Source organism: Planotetraspora mira (assembly GCF_016863275.1).
Lineage (GTDB): Bacteria > Actinomycetota > Actinomycetes > Streptosporangiales > Streptosporangiaceae > Planotetraspora > Planotetraspora mira.
Genome location: NZ_BOOO01000034.1, coordinates 1 through 26,553, shown reverse-complemented (window position 1 = coordinate 26,553; position 26,553 = coordinate 1). Strand labels below are relative to the sequence as shown.

Below are 26,553 nucleotides of genomic sequence, written 5' to 3'. Positions count from 1 at the left end.
GGAAAGCGAAAGAGATGGAACACGTCGACGCGGTTGTGGTCGGCTCGGGGTTCGGCGGCGCGGTGGCGGCCTACCGGCTCGCCGAGGCGGGGCTGTCCGTGGTGGTGCTCGAGCGCGGCAGGCCGTACCCGCCGGGCTCGTTCCCGCGCAGCCCCTCGGAGCTGGGGCAGGCCTTCTGGGACCCGAGTGAGGGCCTGCACGGCCTGTTCGACGTGTGGAGCTTCCGCGACTGCGACTCGGTGGTTTCCAGCGGGCTCGGCGGCGGCTCGCTCATCTACGCGAACGTGCTGCTGCGCAAGGAGGAGAGCTGGTTCGTCCGGGACGAGCCCCTCCCCGGCGGCGGCCACGAGTCCTGGCCGGTGACCCGGGCCGACCTCGACCCCCACTACGACGTGGTCGAGCGCATGATCGGCGCGACGCCGTACCCGCTGGGGCACCCGGGTTACGACGACACGCTGAAGACGCTGGCGATGCGGGACGCCGCCGCGGAACTGGGGCTCGACTGGCGGCTGCCGCCCCTCGCCGTCAGCTTCGCCCCCTCACCGGGTGCGGAGCCCGGGCTCGGGCTGCCGATCGTCGACCCCGTGTACGGCAACGCGCACGGGGTGCCGCGCCGTACGTGCCGGTTGTGCGGGGAGTGCGACATCGGGTGCAACGACGGAGCGAAGAACAGTCTCGACCACACCTACCTGGCCGCCGCCCGCCGCAACGGCGCGGACCTGCGCACCCTCCACGAGGTGCGGGCCATCAGGCCCAGCGTCGGCGGCGGATACGACGTCGACTACGTCGAGCACATGCCGCGCGCGGAGAACGAGGACCGGCCGCGGCGGGAACGGTGGACCGGCCCGCACACGATCAGCTGCGACCGCCTCGTCCTGGCCGCCGGCACGTACGGGACGACCTCGCTGCTGCTGAAGAACCGGGCGAGGTTCCCCCGTCTGAGCGAGGCGCTGGGCACCCGGTACTCCGGCAACGGCGACATGCTGTCGTTCCTGCTCCGCGCCAAGGACCGGACCAGGACCAGGCCGATCAACGCGAGCCGCGGCCCGGTCATCACGAGCGCCATCCGGCTGGCCGACGGCGACGAGGGCCGGGGGGCCTACATCGAGGACGGCGGCTACCCGTCGTTCGTCGACTTCCTGGTCGAGGGCGCCAACGTGGGAAGCGAGCTCGGCAGGGCGGCCCGGTTCCTGCTGGAGCGGCTGCGCGGCATCGTGACCCACGACACCAACCTGTCCGCCGAGATCGCCGGGCTCATCGGCCCCGGCGAGCTGTCCGGGAGTTCGCTGCCGCTTCTCGGGATGGGCCGGGACGTGCCCGACGGGGAGCTCCGGCTGCGCGACGGCCGTCTCGACGTGGTCTGGACGGCCGAGACGAGCGAGGAGTACTTCGACCGGGTGCGGTCGACGATGCGGCGGATCAGCGACGTGCTGGGCGCCGAATACGCCGACAGCCCGTCGTGGCGGCGCAAGCGCGTCATGACCGTCCACCCGCTCGGCGGCGCCCCCATGGGGCGCCATCCCGGTGAGGGCGTCTGTGACGCCTACGGTGAGGTCTTCGGCCACCCCGGGCTCTACATCGCGGACGGCGCGGCCATGCCGGGCCCGGTCGGCGCCAACCCGGCGCTCACGATCGCCGCCCTGTCCGACCGCATGTCGACGCGGATCCTCGAGAACCGGCGGACCGCCGCCCTGGAGGTCCCGCGGGCGAAGGCGGCCGTGCCCGCATGGGACGCGGGCTCCCCCGGCGACCCGACGTCGCTCTGGTTCGTCGAGGAGATGCGCGGGTCCCTCGCGGTGGGCAGGTCCGATCCGCACTCGCGGATGGGCACGTCCGAGGCGGGCCAGTTCATGTTCCGCCTCACCATCACGGCCGACGACGTGCAGCGCTTCCTCACCGAGCCGGAGCACCAGGCCAGAGCCGAAGGGTGGATCGAGGCCGAGATGTGCGGGGGCCGCCGTCCCGTCACCAGCGGCTGGTTCAACCTGTTCGTGCCCGGGGACTCGCCCGACCGCAGGGAGATGCGCTACCGGCTGCATTTCTGGGACTCGGAGAACCGGCCGCGCACTCTCGCGGGGTGGAAGGACGTCCACCACGGACCGCCCACCCGGTTGTGGCTGGACACCTCCACGCTGTACGCCCGGCTGCTGGAGGGTCACGTCGAGGAGGGCGCGGACGACGACGCCAAGGCCATCGCCGCGGGCACGCTGCACATCCTGCCCACCGACCTGGTCAAGATGCTGACGACGTTCCGTACGGCCGGCCCCGACGGGCCCTCCTCGCTCGCCCGCTTCTGCGGGTTCTTCCTCGGCGAGCTGTGGGAGATCTACCGGCCGCGCCACGGGTCGTAGTCGACTTCGAGGGGTTCCTGGCCGGGCCGCTCGTCCTCGGGGACGTGCTGCAGGTTCACCCGGATCCGCGTCCAGTTGGTGCTGCTCCCGCGCATCGAGTCGACCAGGACGTCGGCGGGTTCGAGCCGTTCCGCGGCCTCGGGGTGCCTGGCCTTCCAGCGTTCGAAGCCGGCCATCGCCTCGTCCCTGGTCTCCGCCCGGGCGATCTCGATCAGCGGCATCACCGGCACACGGCGTCCCGTGCCCTTGGGCGCCGCCGGCCGCGGCTCCTGGGCGTCGGCGAGCTCCAGGAGATGTTCGAGCGAGCCGGCGGTCTGCTCCATGCCCGCCCACGGGTCTCCGGCCTCGCCGTACCTGTCGGGCACCGTCGCCATGGTGAACTCCTCCGGGCGGCACCCCTCGACCTCGTCCCACCCGAGCGGTGTGGAGACCAGCCCCGTGGGGCGGACGGAGTAGGCCGAGGCCACGGTCCTGTCCCGCGCGTTCTGGTTGAAGTCGACGAAGACGCCCTGGCGCTCCTCCTTCCACCACCGGCTCGTGGCGATGCCGGGCGCCCGGCGCTCCACCTCGCGGGCGACGGCCTCTGCGGCCCGCCGTACGTCGCGGAATTTCCAGCGGGGCTCGATGGCGGCGTAGACGTGGAAACCACGGGAGCCGGACGTCTTGGGCCAGGCGGTCAGGCCGTGCTCCTCCAGCACGTCCCTGGCGACGAGGGCGATCCTGACGATCTGCTCCCATTCGATCCCCGGCACCGGGTCGAGGTCGATCCTGAGCTCGTCGGGATGGTCGAGGTCCCCGGCGCGGACCGGGTGCGGGTTGAGGTCGACGCATCCGAGGTTGACCGTCCACAGGAGGTGGGCGAGGTCGCGCATGACCACCTCGTCGGCCGTGCGGCCCGAGGGGTAGCTCAGCTCGACGACCTCGATCCAGGCCGGCCGTTTGGACGGCGCCCGCTTCTGGAAGAAGGCCGCCTGGTCGGTGCCGTGAACGAAGCGTTTGAGGATCACCGGCCGGTCGGCGACGCCGCGGAGCGCGCCCTCGGCGACGACCTGGTAGTAGGCGATGAGGTCCCGCTTGGTGTGCCCGGTCTGTGGGAAGACCACCCGGTCAGGATTGGTGATCTTCACTTCCCTGCCGTCGACCTCCAGCGTCATGCCGCCACGATACGTCGCGGAGCCTCATGATCACGGGGTTGCGAGATGGCGCTCGGCGAGTTCGCAGGTGCCGCGGGTGTATCCCGCGCCGAGCTCGCGCGCGATGTCGACGGCGGAGTGGGATCCGATCCACCCGACCAGCAGCAGGCGGCGGAACATGACGAACGTCCAGATCTCGTCCTCGTCCGCGCGGGGAAGATCGGCCACGGACCGGTAGCCGCGGACCCAGGAGGCGATCATCTCGGGCATCCGCGGGTCGTGCTCGATGAAGCTGACGGCCGCGCCGAAGTCGTAGAGGTACCACCCCATGCCGCAGTCGTCGAAGTCGATGACGCTGGTCCCCGCCTCGCCGTCCACGAGCAGGTTGGCCAGGCGCAGGTCGGCGTGGATCAGGCCGTAGCGCTCCGGTCCCGTGCCGAACCGCCGCAGCCGGTCGCGCAGCCTCGCCTCCAACCGGGTGAGGACGGCACGGGCCTCGGCGTCCATGCCCGGGCCGTCCCGCCAGCTCCCCCAGCGGGGGGAGGCGCCGAACGCCGCGTCGAGGTCCCAGTGGAAGCGGGTGAAGGCCGGCGGCCTGGCCCACCCGCGCGCGTGGAGGTGCATCCGCGCCGTGATCGCGCCGAGCGGCTCGAAGTCCTCGACCAGCCGGTCCTGCGGCGGCTCGCCGCCGGGGAGGAACTCGAACATCACGCACTGGCGGGTGTCGGCCCCAGGGGTCTCCACGGTGACGATCCTGGACCCGTCGCGTGCGGGGATCACCCGTGGCGTGCGCACACCCGCCTCGGCCCGCAGAGCCCCCGCCCAGTCGAGCTCGGACGCGATCGCCTGGGGCGAGTGGTAGCCGAGGCGGTGGACGCGCAGGATGGTGCGGACGCCGCCGTCGTCGACCGTGAAGGTCGCGTTCTCCGACACGTTGATGAGCCTGACGGCGGCGTCGGGCGCCACGTCGTAGCGGCGCAGCGCACGGCGGGCGACCGTCTCCACGTGGGCGAGGACGTCGTCTCCTCCGGACAGGTCGTGGACCCGCATGCGCTACCCCCGTCGGCCGGCGACCCTGAACGCCAAAGGTTCTCAAAATCCCGCTACAGCAACAAACCGCCGCCGGGCTGTGACCTCTGCGGCGAGGGCCGCCCCGCTCAGCCCGCCATGGCCGCGTCGATCTCGACCCGGGCGGGCATGGACGTGCTCGCCCCTTCGCGCTGCACGGACAGGGCTGCCGCGGTCGCGGCGAAGCGCAGGGCCTCCGCCTGGGGCCGGCCCTCGGCGCGGGCCACGCAGAGCGCGCCCACGAAGGTGTCGCCCGCGGCGGTCGTGTCCACGGCCCGCACCGGTACGGCGGGCACGCGCAGGCGCTCTCCGTCGCGCGAGCCGTACAGGGCGCCCGCGGACCCCAGCGTGACGACCACCTCCGGCACGCGCTCCAGCAGCGCGCCGAGCGCCTGCTCCGGATCGGAGAGACCGGTGATCGCCCGCGCCTCGTGCTCGTTCGGGACGATCAGGGTGACGGCGTCCAGCAGGTCGCGCGGCAGTTCCTGGACCGGCGAGGGAGTGAGGACGACAGGCGCCCTCGACGCACGGGCGGTCGCCACCACGGCCGCCATGGGGAGTTCCAGCTGGAGCAGCAGCGCGTCGGACCCGTCGATCACCTCGAGGTCCTCCGCCGAGGCGCCGGCGACGGCGCCGTTCGCCCCCGGGATGACGATGATCGAGTTCGCTCCGTCGTCGTCCACGACGATCTGGGCGATGCCGGAGGAACCCGGGACCGTCCTGAGGCCGCGCACGTCCACCCCCGCCGACTCCAGCCCCCGCCGCATCACGGGTCCGAACGCGTCGTCTCCCACGGCCCCGAAGAAGGCGACGTCCGCACCGGCCCTGGCCGCGGCCGTCGCCTGGTTGGCGCCCTTGCCGCCGGGGATCGTCGCGAAGGTCCTGCCCGTCACCGTCTCGCCGCGCCGGGGAGCCCTCGCGGTGTAGGCGACCAGATCCATGTTGGCGCTGCCGAAAACCGAGATCATCAATCCGTCCTCTCACGTGCCCGCCCAGGCTCTCACGCCCCGGTGGGCACCTGCGCGGGGCTGAGAGCCGCCCGTGACGGCCGGGCCGGGTCATCCCGGACGGGGAATCCCCCTGTCCGGGATGCGGCCTTTTCAGGGCCTCACGGAGGTGCCCCGTTCGGGGTCGCCGGACGCGAAAGGATCACCCGTCGGCAACAAGCCGCGCGTTGGTTCTGCTATTGGCGCTGATTCGCCCTAGAATCCGCCGATGTGAACGAAGGTCACGAAGAGCCGTCAAAGCTCCCTATCCGGGAGCGATCCTCCCGAATGGGTACCGGGCGTCACCGACGGCCATTGCCGGCGAACCTGCCGCTCGACGCTCCCGCGCTGGTGCTGGCGGTCCCGGGGAAGGCCGGTGACGTGGCGACCGAGGTGGCCGCCGTCATCATGCTCGACAACCCAGAGATCGACCTTCGTATCGTCTCGCTCGGCGACGGCGGCGCCGACCTCATCACGGAGTTCTCCTCCATCTCCGACGAACGCTCCGGCGAGGGTCCCTCCGCCGTGGTCGTCCCCCTCGTCACCGGGCCCCATCCGCGTGTCCTGCGCGCCGTACGGGACGCCGTGACGCAGAGCGAGGCGGCGGTCAAGGTCACCGAGCCCCTGGGCCCGCACCCGCTGCTCGCCGAGGCGCTGCACATCCGGCTGTCGGAGGCCGGTCTGGCCCGCGCCGACCGCATGCGGCTGTTCAACGTCACCTCGCCCGTCGACGGGATCATCGTCGCGACGGCCGGCGGCGACGAGGCGGCGCGCGGAGCCGACGCCACCGCCGTCCTGCTGGCCGCGCGGCTCACCCTGCCGGTGGTGCCCGCCGCACTCGACGGCGTGCCGACGGTCAGGGACGCCGCGGAGCGGCTGCGGAAGATCGGCGCCAACCGGCTGGCCGTGGCCCCCTACGTCATCGGCCCCGAGGCGGACGGCGACCGCATCGCGGCCGCCGCCGAGTCGATCGAGGCGGGCTGTTCCGCGCCGCTGGGCGCTCACGAGGCCGTGGCCAGGATGGTGTGCGTGCGCTACGGGGCCGCACTGGGCGGGCTCCCGGACTTCGACGACCTGGCGGAGTAGCCCCCGGCCCGGCCGGATCAGGCGTGCGACTGCGCGTGGTCGTCCAGGAGGGGCCTCCGGCCAGAAAAGCCCAGCTCGCTGCGGTGATACCAGGCCAGCTCCTCCTCCCCCTCCAACCAGCACAGGCGGACGGAGACGCCGTCCTCGAGCACGGCGGGGAAGTCGATGAGCACGGGGGCGATCCCCTTGATCTCCATGCCCTCGGCGGCGAACCAGCTGAGGATCTCGTCCATCCTGGCCTCGTACGCCTTGGACTCGGGGATCCCGCCGATCGCGGACAGCCCGGACTGTTTCAGGTCGTAGGAGAGCTCCGCCAGGTCGGCACGTAACGTGACGAGCTCTCGGACGTGTTCGAGCACCTTCGGCAGCAGCGACTTGGCCTCTTCTACGGTGAAGATCCTGTCCACCTCATTCGGTGACGTTCGGCAGGGCTCGGTTACGCTTCGACGGGCGGAAAGCGCCATACCGCGGAGAAAGCGGTTACATGCGACGCGCTGGGTGGTTTGTACTCCCGGTAGAGATCATGTGTCAAGGAATTGCAGGGCCACGCAACAAACGCCCGCCCTGCCCCGTTGATCCCCCGTTTCACTCGACCGCGCCGATACCTGTGGCCGACACCTGTAATCAACCGCGATCCGGGCGCAATATGTCACACCTCCTTCCCCCGTGACAGCTGTTTCCGGCGAAACACAGGGTTAACACCGAGGGTGTTGCTGCCCGTCTGGGGTGAATGCGACTATTCGCGAACTACTCGCGCAACAGGACGCCGTCATGCCCCTGCTCAGGAGCCGCCGACCACCTTCCGCCATACGTCGATGGCGAGCACGGGACGCATGCCGGCGGACAGATAGAGGCCGAGCGCGGGGGTGGTGTTGTTGGAGTCCACGTGCAGGATCGTCCCCACCCGCCCCCGCCGCTCGTCCGCCGCGAAGGCGTGCCCGAGCAGCAGCTTGCCGAGACCGCGCCCCCGGAAACGCGGAAGCACGGCGAGCGTCCGGACGTAGCCGCAGTCCTCGTCCTCCACGAACTGATCCGTGCCGAGCAGCATGGCCGCCGGCTCGCCGCCGGCTCTGGCGACGAGAAGCTGGTTCCAGTCGTTGGCGCTGGATCTCTCCATCGTCTCGGCCCACTCCTCGAACGTCCGGGGGACGAACCCGAAGTGCTGGGCGAACCCCACTTGCTGGATGCCGTGGGCCGTGCGCTTCAGCTCCTCGTCATGGGGGGATCCGGTCTCCACGGTCGTCCCGGGCACGGACGCCGGCGCGGGCGCGGGGAAGTCGATCCGCATGCGGTGGAAGCTCGTGGCCGGGGCGAAGCCGCGCTCGCTCGCGGCCGCCCGCATCGCGGCGTCCTGCTCGTAGACGGCGATGTCCATCCGGACCTGTGCGTGGCCCGCCTCTGACGCGAGCCGCCGCGCCCGCTCCGTCACCGTGTCCCACAACAGGGCCGCGGCCTGGGGAGTCCTCGCCCGCACGTCGATCTCGACGTTGTCGCTGTCCATCTGTCGCTGGGCGTAGCCCCAGCCGAGGACCCGCCCGCCCTCGTGGATCAGCCAGCTGTCGTTCTCGAGATCGAGCTCCTCCAGCACGTCGGCGACGTCGGTCAGGGTCATGTCCGGCCTGCCGATGACCGAGGTGTCGTGCTCGGCGACCAGGTCGTGGATCGCCGCGGCGTCGGTGCCGCGCGGCCGCCTGATGTCGAATGTGCTCATCCGCCAGTTCTACGCCGTACGGCATGGTTCGCGCCCTCGAATATTCCCTCGGGCGCCGGCCGCCGGGGTCGTCGCGACAGCGCCCGGCTCCCCCGCGATCGTGGTGAGATATCGGGAGGAGGTGTGGATATTGGACTACGTACGGCTCGGCTCCACCGGAATGAAGGTCTCCCGGATCTGCCTGGGAATGATGAGTTACGGCGACCCGGACACATGGGGCGGCTGGGTGCTCGACGAGGAGCACGCGGAACCGATCGTCCGCAAGGCGGCGGACGGCGGCGTCACGTTCTTCGACACCGCGGACGTGTACTCGGGGGGCGTCAGCGAGCAGATCACCGGCAACCTGCTCCGCAAGATCTTCCAGCGCCGCGACGACTATGTGCTCGCCACCAAGGTCTACTTCCCGATGGGCGGCGGCAGGAACGACTACGGCCTGTCCCGCAAGCACATCCTCTCGGCGATCGACGCCTCACTCACCCGGCTCGGCACCGATCACGTCGATCTCTACCAGATCCACCGGTTCGACCCCGAGACGCCCATCGAGGAGACGATGGAGGCGCTCCACGACGTCGTCCGGTCGGGCAAGGCCAGATACATCGGGGCGTCCAGCATGTGGGCCTGGCAGTTCGCCAAGGCGCAGCACGTCGCGGAGCGCAACGGCTGGACCAGGTTCGTGAGCATGCAGGACCACTACAACCTCCTGCACCGGGAGGAGGAGCGGGAGATGATCCCACTCTGCGTCGACCAGGGCGTCGGGCTCATCCCGTGGAGCCCCCTCGCCCGCGGCCTGCTCGCGCGCGCCGGCTCCCCCGCCGACACCTCGCGCCAGGTCGGTGACGGGGCGCGCCAGGAGCAGCTCTACGGCGGGTACGGCGACGCCGAGATCCTGGAACGGGTCGCGCAGACCGCGGCGGAGCGCGGGACCTCCCCCGCGACGGTCGCGCTGGCCTGGCTGCTGAGCCGTCCCGGCGTCGTCGCGCCGATCGTCGGGGCGACGAAGGAACGTCACGTGGACGACGCGATCGCGGCGGCCGGTCTCACGCTGTCCGACAAGGAGATCGGCTTCCTCGACGAGCCCTACCAGACCAGGCCCCAGCAGTTCTGACCCTTCCCCCTACCACCCGGGTGGCCGCCCGGCTCGGGGATCCCCCCGGGCCGGCGGGGCCCAGGCCGTACGCTGATCACCATGGGACGGTCGAATGACGAGGCCGCGGCGGCGCTCGAGGAGTACGCGGACCTCTTCGCGCTCACGGGCGGCGACGCCTTCCGCGTGCGGAGCTACCAGAAGGCGGCGAAGTCGATCGCCGGCTTCCCCGAGGACCTCAGGCGGACCGACGTCCGCAAGATCCCCGGGGTGGGCGAGGCGATCGCCAAGAAGGTCGAGGAGTTCCTCGCCAGAGGGAGCTTCCGCCAGCTCGACGACCTGCGCGGCCGCGTGCCCGACGGCGTCCGCAGGCTCACCCGCATCCCGTCGCTCGGGCCCAAGAAGGCGCTGTTCCTGTTCCAGGAGCTCGGCATCGACTCCCCCGCGGCGCTAGCGGAGGCCATCAGGGACGGCCGGCTGGCCGGTCTCAGGGGCTTCGGCGCCAAGACCGAGGAGAACCTGCTCAAGGGCATCGAGCAGATGGAGCAGTCGGGAGGGCGGGTCCACCTCGGCGTGGCCACGGACCTCGCCGAGCGTGTGATGGCCTCGCTTCCCGCCGAGCGGATCGCCTTCGCCGGATCCCTGCGCAGGATGCGGGAGACCATCGGCGACATCGACATCCTCGCCGTCGGCCCGGCCGAGCTGATGGAGCTCTTCGTGAGCCGGCCGTACGTCACGGAGGTCATCGCGCACGGCGAGCGCAAGACGTCGGTGCGGACCGACCGCGGCATCCAGGTCGACCTCCGGGTCGTGCCCGCCGAGTCGTGGGGCGCCGCCCTCGTGTACTTCACGGGCAGCAAGCAGCACAACATCCGCATCAGGGAGATGGCCGTCAAGAAGGGCTGGAAGCTGTCCGAGTACGGCCTGTTCGACGCCGACGACCAGGTCATCGCGTCCGAGACCGAGGAGGACATCTACCGGGCCCTGGGCATGCGGTGGGTGCCGCCGACGCTCCGCGAGGACGGCGGCGAGGTCCAGGCGGCCCTGCGGGGCGAGCTGCCGGACCTGGTGACGCTCGGCGACATCAAGGGCGACCTGCACACCCACACCGACCTCACGGACGGGATCGCCTCGCTGGAGGACATGGTGGCGGCGGGCGCGGCGCGCGGATACGCGTACTACGCGGTCACCGACCACGCGCCGGATCTGGCCATGCAGCGGATGACCCTGGACAAGGCCCTCGAACAGCGCGGCCGGCTCGCCGACCTTCAACGCGAATATCCGGACATGCGGCTGCTGCACGGCACCGAACTCAACATCGGCCCCGACGGTTCGGTCGACTGGCCCGGCGACGTCCTGTCGGGCTTCGACGTCTGCGTCGCCTCCGTGCACTCGCACTTCACCCAGCCGCGCGACGAGATGACCCGCCGCTTCATCACGGCCTGCGAGAACCCGGACGTCCACATCATCGGCCACCCCACCACCGGGAAGATCGGCAAGCGCCCGCCGGTCGACGCCGACTGGGACGCGGTCTTCCGCGCCGCCGCGCGCACCGGCACGATCGTGGAGATCGACTCCTACCCCGACCGGGCCGACCTCCCCTCCGATCTCGTACGGCTCGCGCGCCACCACGGCGTGAAGTTCTCCATCGACAGCGACTCCCACGCCATCCCCCACCTCGCCCACCAGAGGTTCGGGATCGGCATCGCGCAACGCGCCTGGCTGACGACCGAGGACGTGGTCAACACCTGGCCGCTGGAGCGCCTGCTGGCCTACCTCGGACGGTCGTGATCGCGGGCCTTTGCGCATGCCATACGCACGTCATACGACACCAATACGACACCACGGGTCATTCCATCGACTGGAACGGGGAATGGTCATCGGCAGTCAGCTAGGCGGACGGTTCGCGGACGACGCGAGATCGAGCGCGTCGTGCTGAAGGAATCTCCCGGAGATGCCTGAGTAATGTCCCGGTAACTCTCTGCCGCCATTATGGTCACACTCCGGAAGCGAGCAGGGGGGAAGACCATGCGCCAGCTGACGGCGCTCGACGCGCAGTTCCTGAGCGTCGAGTCCAGCACGACGGCCGCCCACGTGGCCGGCATGGCGATTTTGGACCCGTCGTCGGCACCGTCGGGCACGGTGACCAGGCAGTGCCTCATCGGCCTGCTGCGCGAGCGGATCCATCTGGCGCCTCCGCTGCGCAAGCGGCTCGCCGGTCTGCCGTTCGGGCTCGACCGGCCCTACTGGATCGACGACCCCGACTTCGACCTCGACGACCACGTCCACGAGTCGACCCTCCCCGCGCCGGGCGACGACCGGCAACTCGCGGCGCACGTGGCCGAGATCCACGCCCGGCGGCTCGACCGCGGGCGCCCGCTGTGGGAGTTGCACCTGATCCACGGCCTGTCCGGCGGCCGGGTGGCCGTCTACACCAAGGTCCACCACTGCGCCATCGACGGCGTCTCCGGCTCGGAGATCCTCGTCTCGCTGCTCGACCCCTCCCCCGAGCCGCGCCTCGTCGAGGCCCCGCCCGAGGTGACGCCGGCCGCGGAGCCCGGGCTCCTGCCGATGCTCGCGGGCGCGTTCGCCCGGTCGATCACCCAGCCCGTCGAGACGCTGCGCTCCCTCGTGCGCGCCGCCGCCGACCTCGACGCCATCCCCGTCGTGGCCGCCCTGCCCGGCGCGCGGCTCATGGCGGAGCTGACCCGGCGTATCGCGGGCGACGACAGGCCCCTGCCCGAACTGCCGCCCCTCGCCGCCCCTCGCACGCCGTTCAACGGCCCGATCTCCGCCGAGCGCTCCTTCTCCTACGGCTCGATCCCCATGAGCGAGGTCAAGACCGTCGCCCGCTCGTTCGGGATGAGCGCCAACGACGTTGTGATGACCCTGTGCTCGTCGGCGATGCGGCGCTGGCTGGCCGCCCACGACGCACTGCCCGACCGGCCGCTGGTCGCGGCCGTCCCCGTCGCGGTCCGCACGGCTCGCGGCGGCGAGACGATCGGCAACCAGATCTCCGCGATGATCGCACCGCTGGCCACCCACGTGGCGTGCCCGAAGGAACGGCTGGCCACCGTCCGCTCGACCATGGCGGCGGCCAAGCGGCGCTTCGCGCTGTCACGCAGGACCTGGCTGACCGACGTGTGCGCGATGTTCCCCGCGGCCTTCTCCGCTCTGGCGACACCGGCGCTGTTCCGGCTCGCGGGCATGACCGGCACGGGCGTCAATCTCATCGTCTCGAACGTCCCCGGCCCTCGGGCCCCGCTGTACATGTGCGGCGCCCGGATGCTCTCCTATCACCCGATGTCCGTGGTCACCGACGTGACCGGCGGGATCAGCGTCACCTGCATGTCCTACGACGGGCGTCTCGACTTCGGCGTCGTCGCGTGCCCGACCCTGGTCCCTGACGTCTGGAACGTCATGGACCACCTCCGCGAGGCGATGGACGAACTGCTCGCGCTGGTCGGGGAGGTCGGGGAGGTCGGGGAGAAGGAGGAGCCCGGAACGCCCGAGACGACCCGGACGGCCAAGCCGGCGGAGAGGACGGAGGCCGCCGTCCCCGGCCAGGCCCCTCCGGTCAGGGAGAAGATCCCGGCCTAGCCGTCGGGCGTCGCGGCTCTACCCCAGGGCGTGGGCGATCAGCTCGGCCACCGCGTCCGGGTCGATGTGGTGGCCGGTCAGCAGGCAGAGGCTCTCCTGGTAGAGGAGGACGGCGGCGAACGTGGCCGCCGCGGCCTCCAGCCGGGCCGCGTCGCCCCGGCTGCCCGGCAGCGCGAGTTCGAGGGCGAACCTGGACCGTCTGATGATCTCGGCGTTCAGCCGGCCGAGCCGGTCCCGCACGGAGCGGTGGGTGTCGGCCTCGCGGAACAGGATGCGCCGCATGTCCGGAGACGCCCGCAGCGGCAACATGCGGGCCAGCTTCGACAACGTGCCCGCGGGGTCGCCGGGGACGGCCTCGACGTCCTCCTCGGTCACCAGCGTCCGCTCGTCGACGAGCGAGACCAGCACATCGATCTTGCGGGGGAAGTAGTGGAAGACCAGGCCCTTCGGCACGCCCGCCAACTCGGCGATCCTGGCCGTCGGCGTCGCGTCGTAGCCGCCGCCCGCGAACAACTCCTCGGCGGCGTCGAGGATCCGGGTCCTCGCCTTGGCGGTCTCGAGCGGGTCGTCCACGGGCCGACGATAGCCGCACCTGGGGTCTCAACACCATGACGCCGCGGACAGGTGATCGTTCGAAATCGGGCGAAATCGGTGAAGCCCGGCCGCGGGAGGGGTCGCGGCCGGGCTTCACCGGGAGAGAGCCACAGAGGCTCAGCGGTAACTCAGCGGGTGACTCAGTGCTCGATCAGTGCTTGATCAGTGCTCGGAGGCCTTCTCCATGCCGACGCCGGTGAGCGAGCGGACCTCGATCTCGGCGTACTTCGACGCGTTGTACTCCTTGCTGAAGATCGTCCCGAGGTAGCCGCACAGGAAGCCGATCGGGATCGAGAAGATTCCCGGGTTCGACAGCTCGATCAGGTGGAAGTCCACGTCGGGGAACATCGCGGTCTTCGCGCCGGAGACCGCCGGCGAGAAGATCACGAGAATGAGCGCCGAGATCAGACCACCGTAGATCGCCGAAACCGCGCCGGCGGTGTTGAACCTCTTCCAGAACAGGCTGTAGAGGATCGCCGGCAGGTTGCCCGAGGCCGCGACCGCGAAGGCCAGGGCCACCAGGAAGGCGACGTTGAGCGACTGCGCGGGGATGGCGAGGGCGATCGCGATCGCGCCGATGACGAACGCGGCGATCCGCGCGACCCGGACCTCCTCCTTGTCGGTGACCTGGCCCCGCTTGAACACGTGGGCGTACAGGTCGTGGGCGAAGCTCGACGACGAGGCGAGCGTGAGGCCGGCGACGACGGCGAGGATCGTGGCGAACGCGACCGCGGCGATGACGGCGAGCAGGATCGTGCCGCCCACCTCACCGAAGATGTCCGCGCCGATGGCCTCGGCGAGCTGTGGCGCGGCCGTGTTGCCCGCCGCGTTCGCCGCGGCGATCTTCTCCGAACCGACCACGGCCGCGGCGCCGAAGCCGAGGACGAGGGTCAGCAGGTAGAACACGCCGATGATGCCGATGCCCCACAGGACCGACTTACGGGCGTCCCTGGCGGTCGGCACCGTGTAGAAGCGGATCAGGATGTGCGGCAGGCCCGCCGTGCCGAGCACGAGCGCGAGCCCCAGGCTGATCAGGTCGATCTTGCCCCAGACGCCCTGCGCCTCCGTGCCGTACTTGAGACCGGCGTTGAGGAAGGCGTCGCCCTTGCCGCTCTGCGTGGCGGCGTCGCCGAGCAGGCTGGACAGGTTGAAGCCGAACTTGCCGAGGACGAGCAGCGTCACCAGGGCCGCGCCGGTCATCAGCATGACGGCCTTGACGATCTGCACCCAGGTGGTGCCCTTCATGCCGCCGATGACGACGTAGATCACCATCAGCAGGCCGACGGCGATGATCGTCCACACCTTGCCCGACTGCGACGTGATGCCCAGGAGCAGGCCCACGAGGGCGCCCGCGCCGACCATCTGCGCGAGCAGGTAGAAGATGCTGACGACGATCGTGGAGACTCCGGCGGCCGTGCGGACCGGACGCGGGGACATCCGGAACGCCAGCACGTCGGCCATCGTGAACTTGCCGGAGTTGCGCATCAACTCGGCGACGAGCAGCAGCGCCACCAGCCAGGCGACGAGGAAGCCGATCGAGTAGAGGAACCCGTCGTAGCCGGACAGGGCGATGATCCCGGCGATGCCGAGGAACGACGCCGCCGACATGTAGTCGCCGCCGATGGCCAGGCCGTTCTGCACACCGCTGAACGAGCGGCCGCCGGCGTAGTAGTCGGTGGCGGTCTTCGTGTTGCGGCTGGCCCAGAAGGTGATCGCCAGGGTTCCGGCGACGAACACCAGGAACAGGATGGTGGCGAGTGTCTCGTGTTTCACTGGGTCTTCTCCTCCACCTGGGCACGGAGTTCGTCGGCGAGCGGGTCGAGCTTGCCGGCCGCGTGGCGCGAGTACGCCCAGGCGATCAGGAACGTGGATACGAACTGCAGCACGCCGAACACCAGCGCGACATTGATCTCACCGAGCAGCTTGGTGCCCATGAAGCCGCGGGCGAAGCCCGAGAGCACCACGTAGAGCAGGTACCAGGCCAGGAACGCGACGGTCATCGGGAAGGCCCAGGAACGGTACCGGCGACGCAGTTCCTGGAACTGCTCGCTGGCCTGCATCTCCTCATAGACCGATGAGTCGTGTTGTACGGTCACATGCCCTCCTTCGACAGTGATCTGAATCACTTCAACGTAGGAGTGCGGCCCTTTCCTTACGAGACCCCGACGCGGTCCCGTCGCCCAGCCGTAGCGGGCGCTCGTTCGCGCGAGCACCGCATGCGGCGAGAGGTCGGTTCCGCGCGCCGAACGGCAGGCCCCCGTAAGGAACGCGTCAGAGGTAACGCGTCACAGGGATCGGGGCCGCCAGTCGCCGCGGTCGACGTTCAGCCTCTCCGGAGTGTGCAGGCGGACCATCGTGCGCGCGACACCCGCCGGCACCCGCGACGGCGTGAGGAGGGAGACCACCACCATCACGGCGAACGAGATGGGCACCGTCCACGCGGCCGGCTGGGACAGCAGCGCGCCCATCCAGCCCGTGTCCGGCCCGCCCGTGATGGTCGCCAGGACGGCGGCGCAGGCGAGACCGCCCCCGAGGAGCAGCCCGGACATCGCGCCGACCGTCGTCAGCCTCCGCCACCAGATGCCCAGCACGAGCAGTGGGCAGAACGACGACGCCGCGACGGCGAAGGCCAGCCCGACCACGGTGGCGACGGGCAGCGACCTGGCCGTCCCCGCCAGCGCGAACGGCACGACCACCGCGAGGACCGTGGCCACCCGGAACGAGCGCACGCCGCCCCGCAGGATGTCCTGCGCGATCACCCCCGCGACCGAGACGGTCAGCCCGGACGAGGTGGACAGGAACGCGGCGAACGCCCCCGCGGTGATCAGTGCGGTCAGCAGTTCGCCGCCCACGCCGCCGACGAGCCGCCCGGGCAGCGTCAACACCACGGTGTCGGTCGCCGGCAGGCCGTACACCCTGCCGAGGTAGCCGTAGATCGCCGGCATGAGGTAGAAGGCGCCGAGCAGCGTCAGCACCACCAGGGTCGTACGGCGGGCCGCCCGGCCGTCGGGGTTGGTGTAGAAGCGGACCAGCACGTGGGGCAGCCCCATCGTGCCGAGGAACGTGGCGAGGATCAGCGAGTAGGTCTCGTAGAGGGGATGCTCCCGGCCGTGCAGCGGCAGCGCCCACGGATCGCCGGGCGGCAGGCCGGGAAACCCGTCGGACCGCCATGCGAGCAGCATGAACACCAGCGGGACGGCGAGCGCGGTGAGCTTCAGCCAGTACTGGAACGCCTGGACGAACGTGATCGAGCGCATGCCGCCCGACAGGACGTTGGCCGCGACCACGCCCGCGACCACCAGGCCCCCCGCCCATTCGGGCGCGCCCGTGATGGTGCGGAAGACCAGCCCGGCGCTCTGGAACTGCGGCATCAGGTAGAACCAGCCGATCAGCACGACCAGCACGCTGGAGGCCCGCCTGACCGCCATCGACTCCAGTCGCGCCTCCGCGAAGTCGGGCAGCGTGTAGGCCCCCGAGCGGCGCAGCGGGGCCGACACGAGCACGAGCAGCACGAGGTACCCGCCGGTCCACCCGACCGGCAGCCACAACATGTCCGCGCCGTAGGTGATGAGCAGGCCGGCGATGCCGAGGAAGGAGGCCGCGGACAGGTACTCCCCGCCGATCGCCGACGCGTTCCACAGCGGCGACACCGTACGGGAGGCCACGTAGAAGTCCGAGGTCGTGCGTGACATCCGGATCCCGAACGCGCCGATGAGGATGGCCGCCAGCACCACGACGACGACGGCGGCGATGCTCACTGGCGTTCCACCAGGTCGGCGAAGTCACGCTCGTTGCGCTCGGCCTGCCACACGTAGAGCCACGCGCCCGCGATGAACGCGGGATAGATGAGCCCGGCGAGCACGACCCACGGCAGCGGCAGCCCCAGCAACTGGGCGGAACGCAGGTCGGGGACCAGGAGGAACAGCAGCGGGAGCCCGCCCACCAGGCAGGCGAGCAGCGTGCAGACGAACAGCGCCAGGCGGAACTGCGTGCGCACGAGCGAGCGCATGTAGACCTCGCCCAGGCGGGTCTGCTCGTCGATCTCACGGGTCAGCGGGTGGCGCGGCCTGCGGGCGGCGGCCGTCCGCGGGCTGGTCACCACGACCCTGCGCGGCTTGCCCGTCATCGCTCGCTCATTCCGCGTCCTCCCGTTTGGCCTTGCGGGCCCGCCTTACGAGGAGGTCGCGAAGCTCCCGGGTGTGACGGCGGCTGACCGGGATCTCGGCCCCGCCGACGCGCACCACGCACTTGCCCGAGTCGATGTGCAACTCCTCGATGTGCTTGACCGCGACGAGGTGGCTGCGGTGGACCCGGAGGAATCCGGCGGACGCCCATCGCTCCTCGAGCGCGGCGAGCGGGATGCGCACCAGATGGCTTCCCGTCGCCGTGTGGAGCCGCGCGTAGTCACCCTGGGCCTCGACGTACCTCACCTCGGTGCTGGCCACGAACCTGGTCACCCCGCCCAGCTCGACCGGGATCGTGTCGGCCCGCGGCCCGGCCTCCATGACGTCCCTGTTCCCGCAGACCCGTCTGATCGCCTCGGTCAGCCGTTCCGGCCTGACGGGCTTGAGCAGGTAGTCCTCGGCCTTGAGCTCGAACGCGTCGACCGCGTGGTCCTCGTAGGCCGTCACGAACACGACCTTCGGCGGGCTGGTGAACTGCGTGAGCAGACGGCCGAGCACCACGCCGTCCAGACCGCGCATGCGGATGTCGAGGAAGACCGCGTCGACCGGCCTGCCGTCCGCGATCGCCCGGTCGAGCAGCTTGAGCGCCGCCGCGCCGTCACGGGCCGTCAGGACGTCGCCGATGCGTGGATCCGCCCGCAGGAGGTAGGACAGATCCTCCAGAGCGGGCTGCTCGTCGTCCACCGCCAGGACCCGGAGGCCGGTCAAGCTCCACTCCTCTCACCGACGAATCCCCTAGAGAGTGATGACCCGGACATCGGAAAGTCAACGCTTCCCGCCATCACGACCGGATCACAGTGGGGCCCTCTCAGTGATCGCTCAGTGGGCCGAGACGCCGGGGTGGTATTTGGGGACGCGCACGGTCACCTTCGTCCCGGCGCCGTGACCGGTCTCGACGACGAGGCCGTACTCGTCGCCGTACACCTGGCGCAGCCGCTCGTCCACGTTGGCGAGGCCGATCCCGCCCGCGCCCGACCTGTCCTTCCCCGCGAGAACGCGGCGCAGGTGTTCGGGGTCCATCCCGATGCCGTCGTCCTCGACGGTGATGCCGCACTCGGCGCCCGCGTCCTCGGCGATGATCGTGACGTGGCCGACGCCCGGCTTGCTCTCCAGGCCGTGCCGTACGGCGTTCTCGACCAGGGGCTGCAGGCAGAGGAACGGCACGGCCACCGCCAGCACCTCGGGCGCGACGCGGAGCGTCACCTGCAACTGGTCGCCGAACCTGGCCCGCTCGAGGGTGAGGTAGCGGTCGATCGACCTGAGCTCCTCGGCGAGCGTCGTGAAGTCGCCGTGCCGGCGGAAGGAGTAGCGGGTGAAGTCGGCGAACTCGAGCAGCAGTTCCCGCGCCTGCTCGGGATCCGTGCGGACGAAAGACGCGATCGTGGTGAGCGAGTTGTAGATGAAGTGCGGCGAGATCTGCGCCCGCAGCGCCCTGACCTCCGCCTCCATGAGCATGGTCCGCGACCGGTCGAGCTCGGCCAGCTCGAGCTGGGAGTCGACCCAGCGGGCCACCTCCTGCGCCGCCCGGACGAGCCCCGCGGAGGCGTGGTCGCCGTACGCCGCCATCGAGCCGATGACCCTGTCGTCCGTGGTGAGCGGGACCACCACCGCCTGCCGGATCGGGCACTCCGGCAGGCCGCAGTCGAGGGCGAGCACCTGTGTGCGGCCGTCCGCCAGCGTCTCCGCGGCGTGGGCGAACGCCTCGCGCGCGTGGTGCTCCCCCGCGCCGTCGTAGACGAGCAGTTCCTCGCCGTTGGTGATGGCGATGGCGCGCGAGCCGAGCAGTTCGCGCAGGTGCCGGGACGCCTTGAGCGCCCCCGCGGGGGTCAGCCCGGCCCGCAGCGGGGGTGCGGCCAGCGACGCCGTGTGCAGCGTCTCGAACGTGGCCCGCTCGGCGGGGCTGCTCCCGAGATCGCGGCGGCCGCGGACGACCCGCCACAAGACGATGGCGGGCACCGCGATGAGTGCCACGACGACGAGGGCGGCGACGAGCGGTTCCACGCCGCCGGAGCCTACTCGCGTACGAAGGCCGCCACGATCTCTCCCAGCTCAGGACCGGCGTCCTCCTGGAGGAAGTGGCCGGCGCCCTTGATGACCGGGTGCTCGATCCCGGCCGCTCCCGCCATCGACTTCTTCAGGATCGGCGCCATCCCGCCTGTGATCGGGTCTCCGTCGGAGAAGGCCACGAGGAACGGCAGGTCCAGCGTCGTCAGCGTGGCCCAGGCCGCCCGGTTGGCCTCCGACGCCGGGTCGTCCGGCGTGGTGGGCACCAGGCCCGGCATGGCCCGCGGCCCCGCCTTGTGCTCCTCGGAGGGGAAGGGCGCGTCGTAGGCCCGCCGTACGTCGCCGGGCAGTGTGGTGGCGCAGCCGGACTGCACGAACCTGGCGACGTCGAGCATGGGTGCGGACGCGACCGCCTCCCGGAAGCGGTGCCAGACCTCGGGCATGGGGATGTCGCCGGTCGGCAGTCCCGTGTTGGCCGCGACGACCCGGGCGAAACGATGAGGATGCTCGGCGACGAGACGCAGGCCGATCAGGCCGCCCCAGTCCTGCCCGACCACCGTGACGCCGTGCAGGTCGAGCGCGTCGAAGGCGAGCGCGCGGGTCCACTCCACGTGACGGGCGTAGGAGTGGTCCTCCGGCTTGGACGGCTTGTCCGACCGGCCGAACCCGATGAGGTCGGGCGCGATCGCCCGCAGGCCCGCTCCGGCCAGCTTCTCCATGACGTGGCGGTAGAGGAACGACCAGCTCGGCTCGCCGTGCAACAGCAGAACGGGCGGCCCGTCGGCGGGGCCCGCCTCCACGTACGCCATCCGCAGCCCGTCGGCCACCTCGGCGTAGCGAGGCTCGTACGGGAAGCCGGGGAGGTCGGCGAAGCGCTCGTCGGGGGTGCGGAGGACATCCATGAGCCGTCCTTTACGATGTAGATTTTTTGAGTGCCGCCCGGATGCGGTCGGCGATCTCGGCTGCCTCCACGTCGTCGGCGTACTTCATGCGGGGCCAGAAGAAGCCGCGCAGGCCGTCCTTGCGGTTACGGGGGACGACGTGGGTGTGCAGGTGCGGGACGCTCTGGCTGACCCGGTTGTTCATGGCCACGAAGGTGCCCGCGGCCTCCATGCCCTCCTCGACCGCCCTGGCGACGGCCTGGACCCGCTCGAAGTAGGGACCGACCACCTCTACCGGCAGGTCGGTCAGGGTCTCCACGTGCCCGTGGGGGACGACGAGCACATGGCCCTTGAACACAGGCCTGGCGTCGAGGAAGGCGGCCACGACCTCGTCGGAGAAGACGACATGGGCCGGCCGTTCCCCGGCGGCGATCTCGCAGAACAGGCATCCGGCCACATACGGCCCCGCATTCGGCATCCCGGTATTGTCTCTCAGCTCCTTGTTCCGAGGGTCGGTCCGGGGCTACCAGCCGAGGGTGGCGGTGCCCTGGATGAGCGCCCTGGCGATGATCAGGCGCTGGACGTCGTTGGTGCCCTCGCCGATCGCCATCAGGGGCGCGTCGCGGTAGAGACGCTCGACCACGAACTCCTGGGAGTAGCCGTAACCGCCGTGGATCCGCATCGCCTCCATCGTGGTCTTGAGGGCGACCTCCGAGGCGAAGTACTTGGCCATCGCGGCCTCGCTGGCGACGGCGCCGGACTCCGACCGCACCGCCGCCCAGTACGTCATCAGGCGGGCGGCCTGGATCTCGGTGGCCATGTCCGCCAGCTTGAGCTGGATGGCCTGGAAGTCCGCGATCGGTTGGCCGAAGGCCTGTCGTTGCCGCGAGTAGCCCAGCGCCGCCTCGAAGGCGCACTGCGCGACGCCCACGGCCCGTGCGGCGATGTTGATGCGGCCGAGTTCGAGCGCCGACAACACCTGCTGCATGCCCCGCCCCTCCACGCCACCGAGCAGGCGGGACACGGGGACGCGCACGTCGGTCAGGACCACCTCGCACGTCTCCGTGCCCTTGTAGCCGAGCTTCGGCAGGTCTTTGCTGATCGTGAGGCCCTCACTCGAGGCGTCGACGAGCAGGACGGACATGCCGCGGTGCGCGGGGGTCTCCTCCGAGGTCTTCACCAGCACGGGCAGCGGGTCGGCGTGCCGGGCGTTGGTGATCCACGTCTTCGTGCCGTTGATCACGTACTCGTCCCCGCTCCTGACGGCCCGGGTGCGGATGCCCTGCAGGTCGGTGCCCGCGCCGGGCTCCGTCAGGGCGATCCCCGTACGGCGGGCGCCGGTGGCCAGGTCGGGAAGGTAGTGGTCGCGCTGCTCGGCCGTACCGTGCTGGGCGATCATCCAGGTCGCGAGCGAGTGCGAGCCGAGGATGCCCGCCACCCCCATCCAGCCCCTGGCGATCTCCTCGAAGACGAGGGCGAACGACACCCGGTCGAGGGCGAGCCCGCCGTACTCCTCGGGGACCGTCATGCCGAACAGCCCCATCTGGCGGAAACGTTCGACGATCTCGGCGGGGTAGCGCCCGCTCCGCTCCCACTCGGAGGCGACCGGCACGATGTCCTTCTCGACGAACTCCCGCAGCGTCCGCTGGAACAGCCGCTGGTCGTCATTCAGCTCGAAGTCCATCACGCCTCCAACGGGCCGGTCTTGGCGTGCGGGAAGTAGCCCTTGTCGTGCGGCGCGTCCCGCCGGTAGACCATGACCGACCGCCGCCAGGACATGACCTCGTCGCCGTCCTGGTTGAGCCCGCGCGTCCGGCACGTCACGATGCCGGCGTACGGCCGCGACTTGGACTCCCGTGCCTCGAGCACGACCGACTCGGCGTAGAGCGTGTCGCCGACGAAGACCGGATGGCTGAGCCTGATCTCGTCCCAGCCGAGGTTCATCATCGCGGTCTGGCTGACGTCGATGACCGACAGCCCGAGCACGATCGCCACCGACAGACCCGAGTTGACGATGATCCGCCCGACCGGCGCGTTCGCCGCGAAATGGGCGTTGAAGTGGTTCTGGTTCGTGTTCATCGTCAGCAACGTGAACCAGGTGTTGTCCGCCTCGCCGATGGTCCGGCCGAGGGGATGCTGGTAGACGTCCCCGACCACGAAATCCTCGTAGTAGCGCCCGATCCGGGCTTCATGCACCGTCACACTGGAATGTTATTCGGCCGACCCCCCGAGATCATCGATACGATTTGTGTGGTGTCGCGGCGTCGAGGTCGGTCTTGATCCCGTGGATCGCCCGGCGGGGAGTCGGCGGGGTCGCCCGGGAGACCTGTCCCTTGCCGAACACGCCCAGCACGGCCGCCACGATCAGCAGCAGAACCCCGATGACGAGCGCACTCGCCCATCCGGGCAGCACCAGCGCCAGAGCGAGGATGGCGGCGGCGACCAGGGCGGCCCCGCCGTACAAGGCCATGGCGCCCGCCCCGCCGAACAACCCCGCGCCCCGGCCCGCGCGTTTGCCCTTCTGCGTCATCTCCGCCTTGGCCAGGCGCAACTCGCCTCGAACGAGCCGGGAGACGTCCTCGGAAAGGCGTCGCACCAGTTCGCCGGTCGACGGCGACTCGGTCTGCCTGATCATCTGGTCGGTCATGACGTGCCTCCCTTCCAGCGATGGGGTGCGGCCTACCCCCAGATGGGGGGCCTAACCCACGCCTGTTCTCCCCAGGGGAGGGCCGGGACTGAAGAGATGAAAGTTTCAGTCACGAAACGGCGGGTCACGCGGCGCCGGACGGCAAAAAGACCAGCCCCGGCGAGGCCGGCAGGGCGGATGGCGGTGGCGGTGATGGCGGCGGCGGTGACGCCTGTCCGCTCATCCCCCGGGGCTACCGTGGGAGTGCCCGATTCAGCACAAAATACAGAGGTTACGGAATGCAGAGGTTCAGGTGACCCGCGTCTCCGCCCGACCTTCCGTCCCGCACTCCACCCCGCCCCGTGTCCCACCCGCTGTCCCACCGGCTGTCTCCCCCTCTGTCTCGCCCTCTGGCCGCCTTGCCACCCGTGTCTCCGCTGACGTCGCCGCGGGAGCCGTACTCGTGGCCGTCGGCGGAGGCGCCGCGGCGGTGCTGGGGTTGTGGTGGGCGAACACTCCCGCAGTGGCGGGCCTCGACGGATGGCTGACCGGCGCGGGCCGGATCACCGGCCTGCTCGCCGGATACGCGATAGCCGTACTGCTCATGCTGATGGCCCGGATCCCCGCGCTGGAACACGGCGTCGGCTCGGACCGCCTGACGCGCTGGCATTCGATGGGCGGGCGGTACGTCGTCGGACTGTCCGTGGCCCACACGCTGCTCATCACGTGGGGGTACGCCGTCACCGAGGGCACCGGCGTGGTCGGCGAGACCGTCACGCTGAACCTGTCCTATCCCGACGTGCTCAGGGCGACCGTGGCGGTGCTCCTCCTCGTCGGGATCGGCGTCGTCTCGGCGCGGGCGATCAGGCCGAGGCTGCGCTACGAGACCTGGTTCCACCTGCACTTCTACACCTACCTGGCCGCGTGGCTGGCGTTCGGGCACGTGCTCGCCACCGGCAACGAGTTCATCGCGAACCCATCGGCGCGCCTCGCCTGGTACGCCCTGTACATCACCGTCGCGTTAGTCCTGATCTGGTACCGGATCCTCACTCCCGTACGGCAGGCCTTCCGGCACCGTTTCACGGTGACCCAGGTCGTCGAAGAAGGCCCGGGGGTCGTCTCGGTGCACATCAGCGGCCGCCGCTTCGACCTGCTGAGGGCGGAGCCCGGCCAGTTCTTCAGGTGGCGTTTCCTCACGCGGGAGTTGTGGTGGTCGCCGAACCCCTATTCACTGTCGGCCGTCCCGGGCCGGAACGAGCTGAGGATCACCGCCAAGGACCTCGGGGACCACAGCCGGATCCTCGCCCGCCTCCGTCCCGGCACCCGGGTGCTCGCGGAGGGGCCGTACGGCTCGCTCACCGCCGGCCGACGAAGACGCCGCAGGGTCCTGCTGATCGCCGGAGGCGCGGGGATCACCCCGTTGCGGAGCCTGTTCGAGTCGATCCCGGCTGCGCCCGGCGACCTGACGCTCCTCTATCGGGCGCGGGCCGCAGGCGACCTGGTGTTCCGCGACGAACTCGACGACATCTCCGCGCGCCGCGGCGCGCGACTCCTCTACTGCGTCGGCCCCACCAGCGTGGTGGGCGATCCGTTCGCCCCCCGTACCCTGGCGGCGTTGGTGCCCCATCTGCGCGACCATGACGTGTTCCTGTGCGCGCCCTCCGCGATGACCGGCCACGTGATCGCGTCCTTGCGCGCCGTCGGCGTGCCATCCGGCCGGATCCACCACGAGTCGTTCGAGTTCTGAATCTCTGAAGGAGCCATGCGCAGAGCGATTTTCGCCGCGGTCGTGACCGCCGTGGGCCTGGTGCTGCTGCTGTCGTTCAAACCGCACGACCTCGCCGTGGCCGAACCGCGGTCCGCGAACGCGGGACCATGGACCGGCGACGGTGCGAGCCTCGGCGACGACACCGGCACGATGGTCGACGGTGACGTCACCGACACGCGATGGGGACCCGTACAGGTGCGGATCGTGCTCTCCGCCGGGAAGCTCACGGGTGTCCAGGTGCTCCAGGCCCCGGCCGGCACCTCGATGGACGTCGCCATCAACGATCGTGCCCTGCCCATCCTCGATCGGGAGGCCCTGACCGCTCAGTCCGCGCGGATCGACACGGTGTCCGGCGCGACGTACACCAGCGACGGCTACGTCCGGTCCCTGCAGAGCGCGCTCGACCGGGCCGGCCTGTGACCCGCCGTCATGCCGAGCATGTGATGGGCACCGTCTTCTCCTTCGACGTACGGGACGGCGACTTCGAGCATGCGGTCGCCGAGGCCGTGGACTGGCTCCACCACGTCGACGAGACGTTCTCGACGTACCGGCCGGAGAGCGTGGTGAGCCGGTTGGACAGAGGTGAGCTCACCCTGGCGGACTGCCCGCCCGAGGTCGCGGAGGTCCTGCGCCTGTGCGACGACGTCTCGCGCGCGTCCCACGGATACTTCACCTCCCACCCCGACGGCCGTCTCGACCCGTCGGCCGTCGTGAAGGGCTGGGCGATCGAACGGGCCTCGCGCATCCTGACCCGGGCGGGGGCGGTGAACCACTGCGTCAACGGCGGCGGTGACGTGCAACTCACCGGATCCGCCGCTCCCGGCAGTCCCTGGCGCGTCGGCATCGCCCATCCCCTGCGCCCGGGCGAACTCGCCGCCGTGGTGACAGGTCGCGATCTGGCGGTGGCGACCTCGGGCACCGCCGAGCGCGGCGCGCACATCCTCGACCCGCATACCCACCGCCCCGCGACCGCGCTCGCCTCCATCACGCTCGTCGGAAAGAGCCTGACCCTGACCGACGCCTACGCCACGGCGGCCTTCGCCATGGGCCACGCCGCCCGCGACTGGGTCGAAGAACTGGAGGGCTTCGGGGCCTTCGCCGTCACGGCCTTCGGTGCCACCTGGCACACAGGCGACTTCCCTGAACTCGCGATTCTCGCCGACTGACACAGCCGGAGCTCACCCCCAACAAGACGATCATCTCTTTCGCATGACCAACGACGACATCGGCATCGCTCACGCCCCGCGCCGTCGGAACGGCATCGCTCACGCCCGCGGCGACGGCGACGGCGACGGCGACGGCGACGGCGACGGCGACGGCGACGGCGACGGCGACGGCGAGGACTCTAGGCCTTCGGGTAGCCGTCATCCCCGGTCGACGGCATGTTCGTGCCCTCCCGGCGCCCGTGTCTGCTGGGTCTGGGTCTGCTGATCATGTTCTCCTCGGGCGATTCGCGTGGGGGTTGAGGTAGGTGAAA

The 26,553-nt window shown here is 70.6% G+C and carries 26 protein-coding genes; 9 read left to right on the top strand and 17 right to left on the bottom strand.

Features of this window, described 5'->3' with window-relative positions; translation table 11 throughout:
• Positions 1 to 14 precede the first annotated feature (14 nt).
• Positions 15 to 2,351, top strand: coding sequence for an FAD-dependent oxidoreductase (locus Pmi06nite_RS28030; RefSeq protein ID WP_203956143.1), 2,337 nt, complete (start codon positions 15 to 17; stop codon positions 2,349 to 2,351).
• On the opposite strand, the gene Pmi06nite_RS28025 is transcribed toward Pmi06nite_RS28030, so the two are convergent.
• From Pmi06nite_RS28025 to Pmi06nite_RS28015, 3 genes are all read right to left on the bottom strand, one after another.
• Positions 2,327 to 3,505 carry a DNA polymerase domain-containing protein gene (locus Pmi06nite_RS28025; protein ID WP_203956142.1) on the bottom strand — a complete coding sequence of 393 codons (1,179 nt, stop codon included), beginning with the start codon at positions 3,503 to 3,505 and terminating at the stop codon, positions 2,327 to 2,329. The two genes, Pmi06nite_RS28030 and Pmi06nite_RS28025, sit on opposite strands and share 25 nt — an antisense overlap.
• Before the next feature lie 30 nt (positions 3,506 to 3,535).
• Positions 3,536 to 4,534: a phosphotransferase enzyme family protein gene (locus Pmi06nite_RS28020; protein ID WP_203956141.1), complete on the bottom strand. Its 999-nt coding sequence runs from the start codon at positions 4,532 to 4,534 to the stop codon at positions 3,536 to 3,538.
• A gap of 107 nt (positions 4,535 to 4,641) precedes the next feature.
• Positions 4,642 to 5,520 (bottom strand): ribokinase, encoded by an 879-nt coding sequence (locus tag Pmi06nite_RS28015; RefSeq protein ID WP_203956140.1) that lies wholly within the window; start codon positions 5,518 to 5,520, stop codon positions 4,642 to 4,644.
• 333 nt (positions 5,521 to 5,853) lie between these two features.
• Here Pmi06nite_RS28015 and Pmi06nite_RS28010 point away from each other — a divergent pair, with 333 nt between their 5' ends.
• Entirely contained in the window at positions 5,854 to 6,624 is a 771-nt protein-coding gene (locus Pmi06nite_RS28010; protein ID WP_239114251.1) for a sirohydrochlorin chelatase, read from the top strand.
• Positions 6,625 to 6,641: 17 nt separating this feature from the next.
• On the opposite strand, the gene Pmi06nite_RS28005 is transcribed toward Pmi06nite_RS28010, so the two are convergent.
• Both Pmi06nite_RS28005 and Pmi06nite_RS28000 read right to left on the bottom strand, forming a co-directional pair.
• Entirely contained in the window at positions 6,642 to 7,031 is a 390-nt protein-coding gene (locus Pmi06nite_RS28005; protein WP_239114250.1) for a DUF2203 domain-containing protein, read from the bottom strand.
• A gap of 374 nt (positions 7,032 to 7,405) precedes the next feature.
• A complete protein-coding gene (locus Pmi06nite_RS28000) occupies positions 7,406 to 8,335 on the bottom strand; it encodes a GNAT family N-acetyltransferase (protein ID WP_203956137.1) in 930 nt (309 codons plus the stop codon).
• A gap of 130 nt (positions 8,336 to 8,465) precedes the next feature.
• On the opposite strand from Pmi06nite_RS28000, the gene Pmi06nite_RS27995 reads away from it, so the two are divergent.
• The 3 genes from Pmi06nite_RS27995 to Pmi06nite_RS27985 all read left to right on the top strand — a co-directional run bounded on the left by Pmi06nite_RS27995 (position 8,466) and on the right by Pmi06nite_RS27985 (position 13,019).
• Complete coding sequence (locus Pmi06nite_RS27995) at positions 8,466 to 9,440, top strand: aldo/keto reductase (protein ID WP_203956316.1); 975 nt, start codon at positions 8,466 to 8,468, stop codon at positions 9,438 to 9,440.
• An 81-nt stretch (positions 9,441 to 9,521) separates the two neighbouring features.
• Positions 9,522 to 11,210: a DNA polymerase/3'-5' exonuclease PolX gene (polX, locus tag Pmi06nite_RS27990; RefSeq protein ID WP_203956136.1), complete on the top strand. Its 1,689-nt coding sequence runs from the start codon at positions 9,522 to 9,524 to the stop codon at positions 11,208 to 11,210.
• 237 nt (positions 11,211 to 11,447) lie between these two features.
• Complete coding sequence (locus tag Pmi06nite_RS27985; RefSeq protein ID WP_203956135.1) at positions 11,448 to 13,019, top strand: WS/DGAT/MGAT family O-acyltransferase; 1,572 nt, start codon at positions 11,448 to 11,450, stop codon at positions 13,017 to 13,019.
• An 18-nt stretch (positions 13,020 to 13,037) separates the two neighbouring features.
• Here the strand turns inward: Pmi06nite_RS27985 and Pmi06nite_RS27980 are convergent, their stop codons facing one another.
• From Pmi06nite_RS27980 to Pmi06nite_RS27925, 12 genes are all read right to left on the bottom strand, one after another.
• The gene (locus tag Pmi06nite_RS27980) at positions 13,038 to 13,592 is read right to left on the bottom strand and encodes a TetR/AcrR family transcriptional regulator (protein WP_203956134.1); all 555 of its coding nucleotides are present in this window, start codon (positions 13,590 to 13,592) and stop codon (positions 13,038 to 13,040) included.
• 183 nt (positions 13,593 to 13,775) lie between these two features.
• Positions 13,776 to 15,386, bottom strand: coding sequence for a monocarboxylic acid transporter (locus tag Pmi06nite_RS27975; RefSeq protein ID WP_203956133.1), 1,611 nt, complete (start codon positions 15,384 to 15,386; stop codon positions 13,776 to 13,778).
• A complete protein-coding gene (locus tag Pmi06nite_RS27970; protein ID WP_239095540.1) occupies positions 15,383 to 15,709 on the bottom strand; it encodes a DUF485 domain-containing protein in 327 nt (108 codons plus the stop codon). The genes Pmi06nite_RS27975 and Pmi06nite_RS27970 overlap by 4 nt, the downstream gene beginning before the upstream one ends.
• A 189-nt stretch (positions 15,710 to 15,898) precedes the next feature.
• Positions 15,899 to 17,371 carry a sodium/solute symporter gene (locus Pmi06nite_RS27965; protein WP_203956132.1) on the bottom strand — a complete coding sequence of 491 codons (1,473 nt, stop codon included), beginning with the start codon at positions 17,369 to 17,371 and terminating at the stop codon, positions 15,899 to 15,901.
• Positions 17,368 to 17,739 carry a hypothetical protein gene (locus tag Pmi06nite_RS27960; RefSeq protein ID WP_203956131.1) on the bottom strand — a complete coding sequence of 124 codons (372 nt, stop codon included), beginning with the start codon at positions 17,737 to 17,739 and terminating at the stop codon, positions 17,368 to 17,370. Before Pmi06nite_RS27960 ends, Pmi06nite_RS27965 begins: the two co-directional genes overlap by 4 nt.
• A 7-nt stretch (positions 17,740 to 17,746) precedes the next feature.
• Positions 17,747 to 18,505, bottom strand: a complete 759-nt coding sequence (locus tag Pmi06nite_RS27955; protein WP_203956130.1) for a LytR/AlgR family response regulator transcription factor — start codon at positions 18,503 to 18,505, stop codon at positions 17,747 to 17,749.
• Between the two features lie 111 nt (positions 18,506 to 18,616).
• Entirely contained in the window at positions 18,617 to 19,798 is a 1,182-nt protein-coding gene (locus Pmi06nite_RS27950) for a sensor histidine kinase (protein WP_203956129.1), read from the bottom strand.
• An 11-nt stretch (positions 19,799 to 19,809) separates the two neighbouring features.
• Entirely contained in the window at positions 19,810 to 20,703 is an 894-nt protein-coding gene (locus Pmi06nite_RS27945) for a haloalkane dehalogenase (RefSeq protein WP_203956128.1), read from the bottom strand.
• A gap of 10 nt (positions 20,704 to 20,713) precedes the next feature.
• A complete protein-coding gene (locus Pmi06nite_RS27940) occupies positions 20,714 to 21,160 on the bottom strand; it encodes an HIT family protein (protein WP_203956127.1) in 447 nt (148 codons plus the stop codon).
• Positions 21,161 to 21,205: 45 nt separating this feature from the next.
• The gene (locus Pmi06nite_RS27935) at positions 21,206 to 22,366 is read right to left on the bottom strand and encodes an acyl-CoA dehydrogenase family protein (protein ID WP_203956126.1); all 1,161 of its coding nucleotides are present in this window, start codon (positions 22,364 to 22,366) and stop codon (positions 21,206 to 21,208) included.
• On the bottom strand, positions 22,366 to 22,884 hold the full coding sequence (locus Pmi06nite_RS27930; protein ID WP_203956125.1) for a MaoC family dehydratase: 519 nt from the start codon (positions 22,882 to 22,884) through the stop codon (positions 22,366 to 22,368). Before Pmi06nite_RS27930 ends, Pmi06nite_RS27935 begins: the two co-directional genes overlap by 1 nt.
• 31 nt (positions 22,885 to 22,915) lie before the next feature.
• Positions 22,916 to 23,329 (bottom strand): phage holin family protein, encoded by a 414-nt coding sequence (locus Pmi06nite_RS27925; RefSeq protein WP_239114249.1) that lies wholly within the window; start codon positions 23,327 to 23,329, stop codon positions 22,916 to 22,918.
• Positions 23,330 to 23,771: 442 nt separating this feature from the next.
• On the opposite strand from Pmi06nite_RS27925, the gene Pmi06nite_RS27920 reads away from it, so the two are divergent.
• From Pmi06nite_RS27920 to Pmi06nite_RS27905, 4 genes are read left to right on the top strand one after another with little or no spacing between them, the layout of a single operon-like run.
• Complete coding sequence (locus Pmi06nite_RS27920; RefSeq protein WP_203956124.1) at positions 23,772 to 25,055, top strand: ferredoxin reductase family protein; 1,284 nt, start codon at positions 23,772 to 23,774, stop codon at positions 25,053 to 25,055.
• A 15-nt stretch (positions 25,056 to 25,070) separates the two neighbouring features.
• Complete coding sequence (locus Pmi06nite_RS27915; RefSeq protein WP_203956123.1) at positions 25,071 to 25,496, top strand: FMN-binding protein; 426 nt, start codon at positions 25,071 to 25,073, stop codon at positions 25,494 to 25,496.
• Positions 25,493 to 26,242 carry an FAD:protein FMN transferase gene (locus Pmi06nite_RS27910; RefSeq protein ID WP_239114248.1) on the top strand — a complete coding sequence of 250 codons (750 nt, stop codon included), beginning with the start codon at positions 25,493 to 25,495 and terminating at the stop codon, positions 26,240 to 26,242. The genes Pmi06nite_RS27915 and Pmi06nite_RS27910 overlap by 4 nt, the downstream gene beginning before the upstream one ends.
• 43 nt (positions 26,243 to 26,285) lie before the next feature.
• Positions 26,286 to 26,507 carry a hypothetical protein gene (locus Pmi06nite_RS27905; RefSeq protein WP_203956122.1) on the top strand — a complete coding sequence of 74 codons (222 nt, stop codon included), beginning with the start codon at positions 26,286 to 26,288 and terminating at the stop codon, positions 26,505 to 26,507.
• Positions 26,508 to 26,553 lie beyond the last annotated feature (46 nt).

Excerpts from the sequence above, each read along its gene's own strand:
- Pmi06nite_RS28030 (WP_203956143.1), top strand. The coding sequence starts at position 15 with ATGGAACACGTCGACGCGGTTGTGGTCGGCTCGGGGTTCGGCGGCGCG.
- Pmi06nite_RS28025 (WP_203956142.1), bottom strand. The coding sequence starts at position 3,505 with ATGACGCTGGAGGTCGACGGCAGGGAAGTGAAGATCACCAATCCTGAC.
- Pmi06nite_RS28020 (WP_203956141.1), bottom strand. The coding sequence starts at position 4,534 with ATGCGGGTCCACGACCTGTCCGGAGGAGACGACGTCCTCGCCCACGTG.
- Pmi06nite_RS28015 (WP_203956140.1), bottom strand. The coding sequence starts at position 5,520 with ATGATCTCGGTTTTCGGCAGCGCCAACATGGATCTGGTCGCCTACACC.
- Pmi06nite_RS28000 (WP_203956137.1), bottom strand. The coding sequence starts at position 8,335 with ATGAGCACATTCGACATCAGGCGGCCGCGCGGCACCGACGCCGCGGCG.
- polX (WP_203956136.1), top strand. The coding sequence starts at position 9,522 with ATGGGACGGTCGAATGACGAGGCCGCGGCGGCGCTCGAGGAGTACGCG.
- Pmi06nite_RS27985 (WP_203956135.1), top strand. The coding sequence starts at position 11,448 with ATGCGCCAGCTGACGGCGCTCGACGCGCAGTTCCTGAGCGTCGAGTCC.
- Pmi06nite_RS27960 (WP_203956131.1), bottom strand. The coding sequence starts at position 17,739 with ATGACGGGCAAGCCGCGCAGGGTCGTGGTGACCAGCCCGCGGACGGCC.
- Pmi06nite_RS27945 (WP_203956128.1), bottom strand. The coding sequence starts at position 20,703 with ATGGATGTCCTCCGCACCCCCGACGAGCGCTTCGCCGACCTCCCCGGC.
- Pmi06nite_RS27940 (WP_203956127.1), bottom strand. The coding sequence starts at position 21,160 with ATGCCGAATGCGGGGCCGTATGTGGCCGGATGCCTGTTCTGCGAGATC.
- Pmi06nite_RS27935 (WP_203956126.1), bottom strand. The coding sequence starts at position 22,366 with ATGGACTTCGAGCTGAATGACGACCAGCGGCTGTTCCAGCGGACGCTG.
- Pmi06nite_RS27925 (WP_239114249.1), bottom strand. The coding sequence starts at position 23,329 with ATGACCGACCAGATGATCAGGCAGACCGAGTCGCCGTCGACCGGCGAA.
- Pmi06nite_RS27915 (WP_203956123.1), top strand. The coding sequence starts at position 25,071 with ATGCGCAGAGCGATTTTCGCCGCGGTCGTGACCGCCGTGGGCCTGGTG.
- Pmi06nite_RS27905 (WP_203956122.1), top strand. The coding sequence starts at position 26,286 with ATGACCAACGACGACATCGGCATCGCTCACGCCCCGCGCCGTCGGAAC.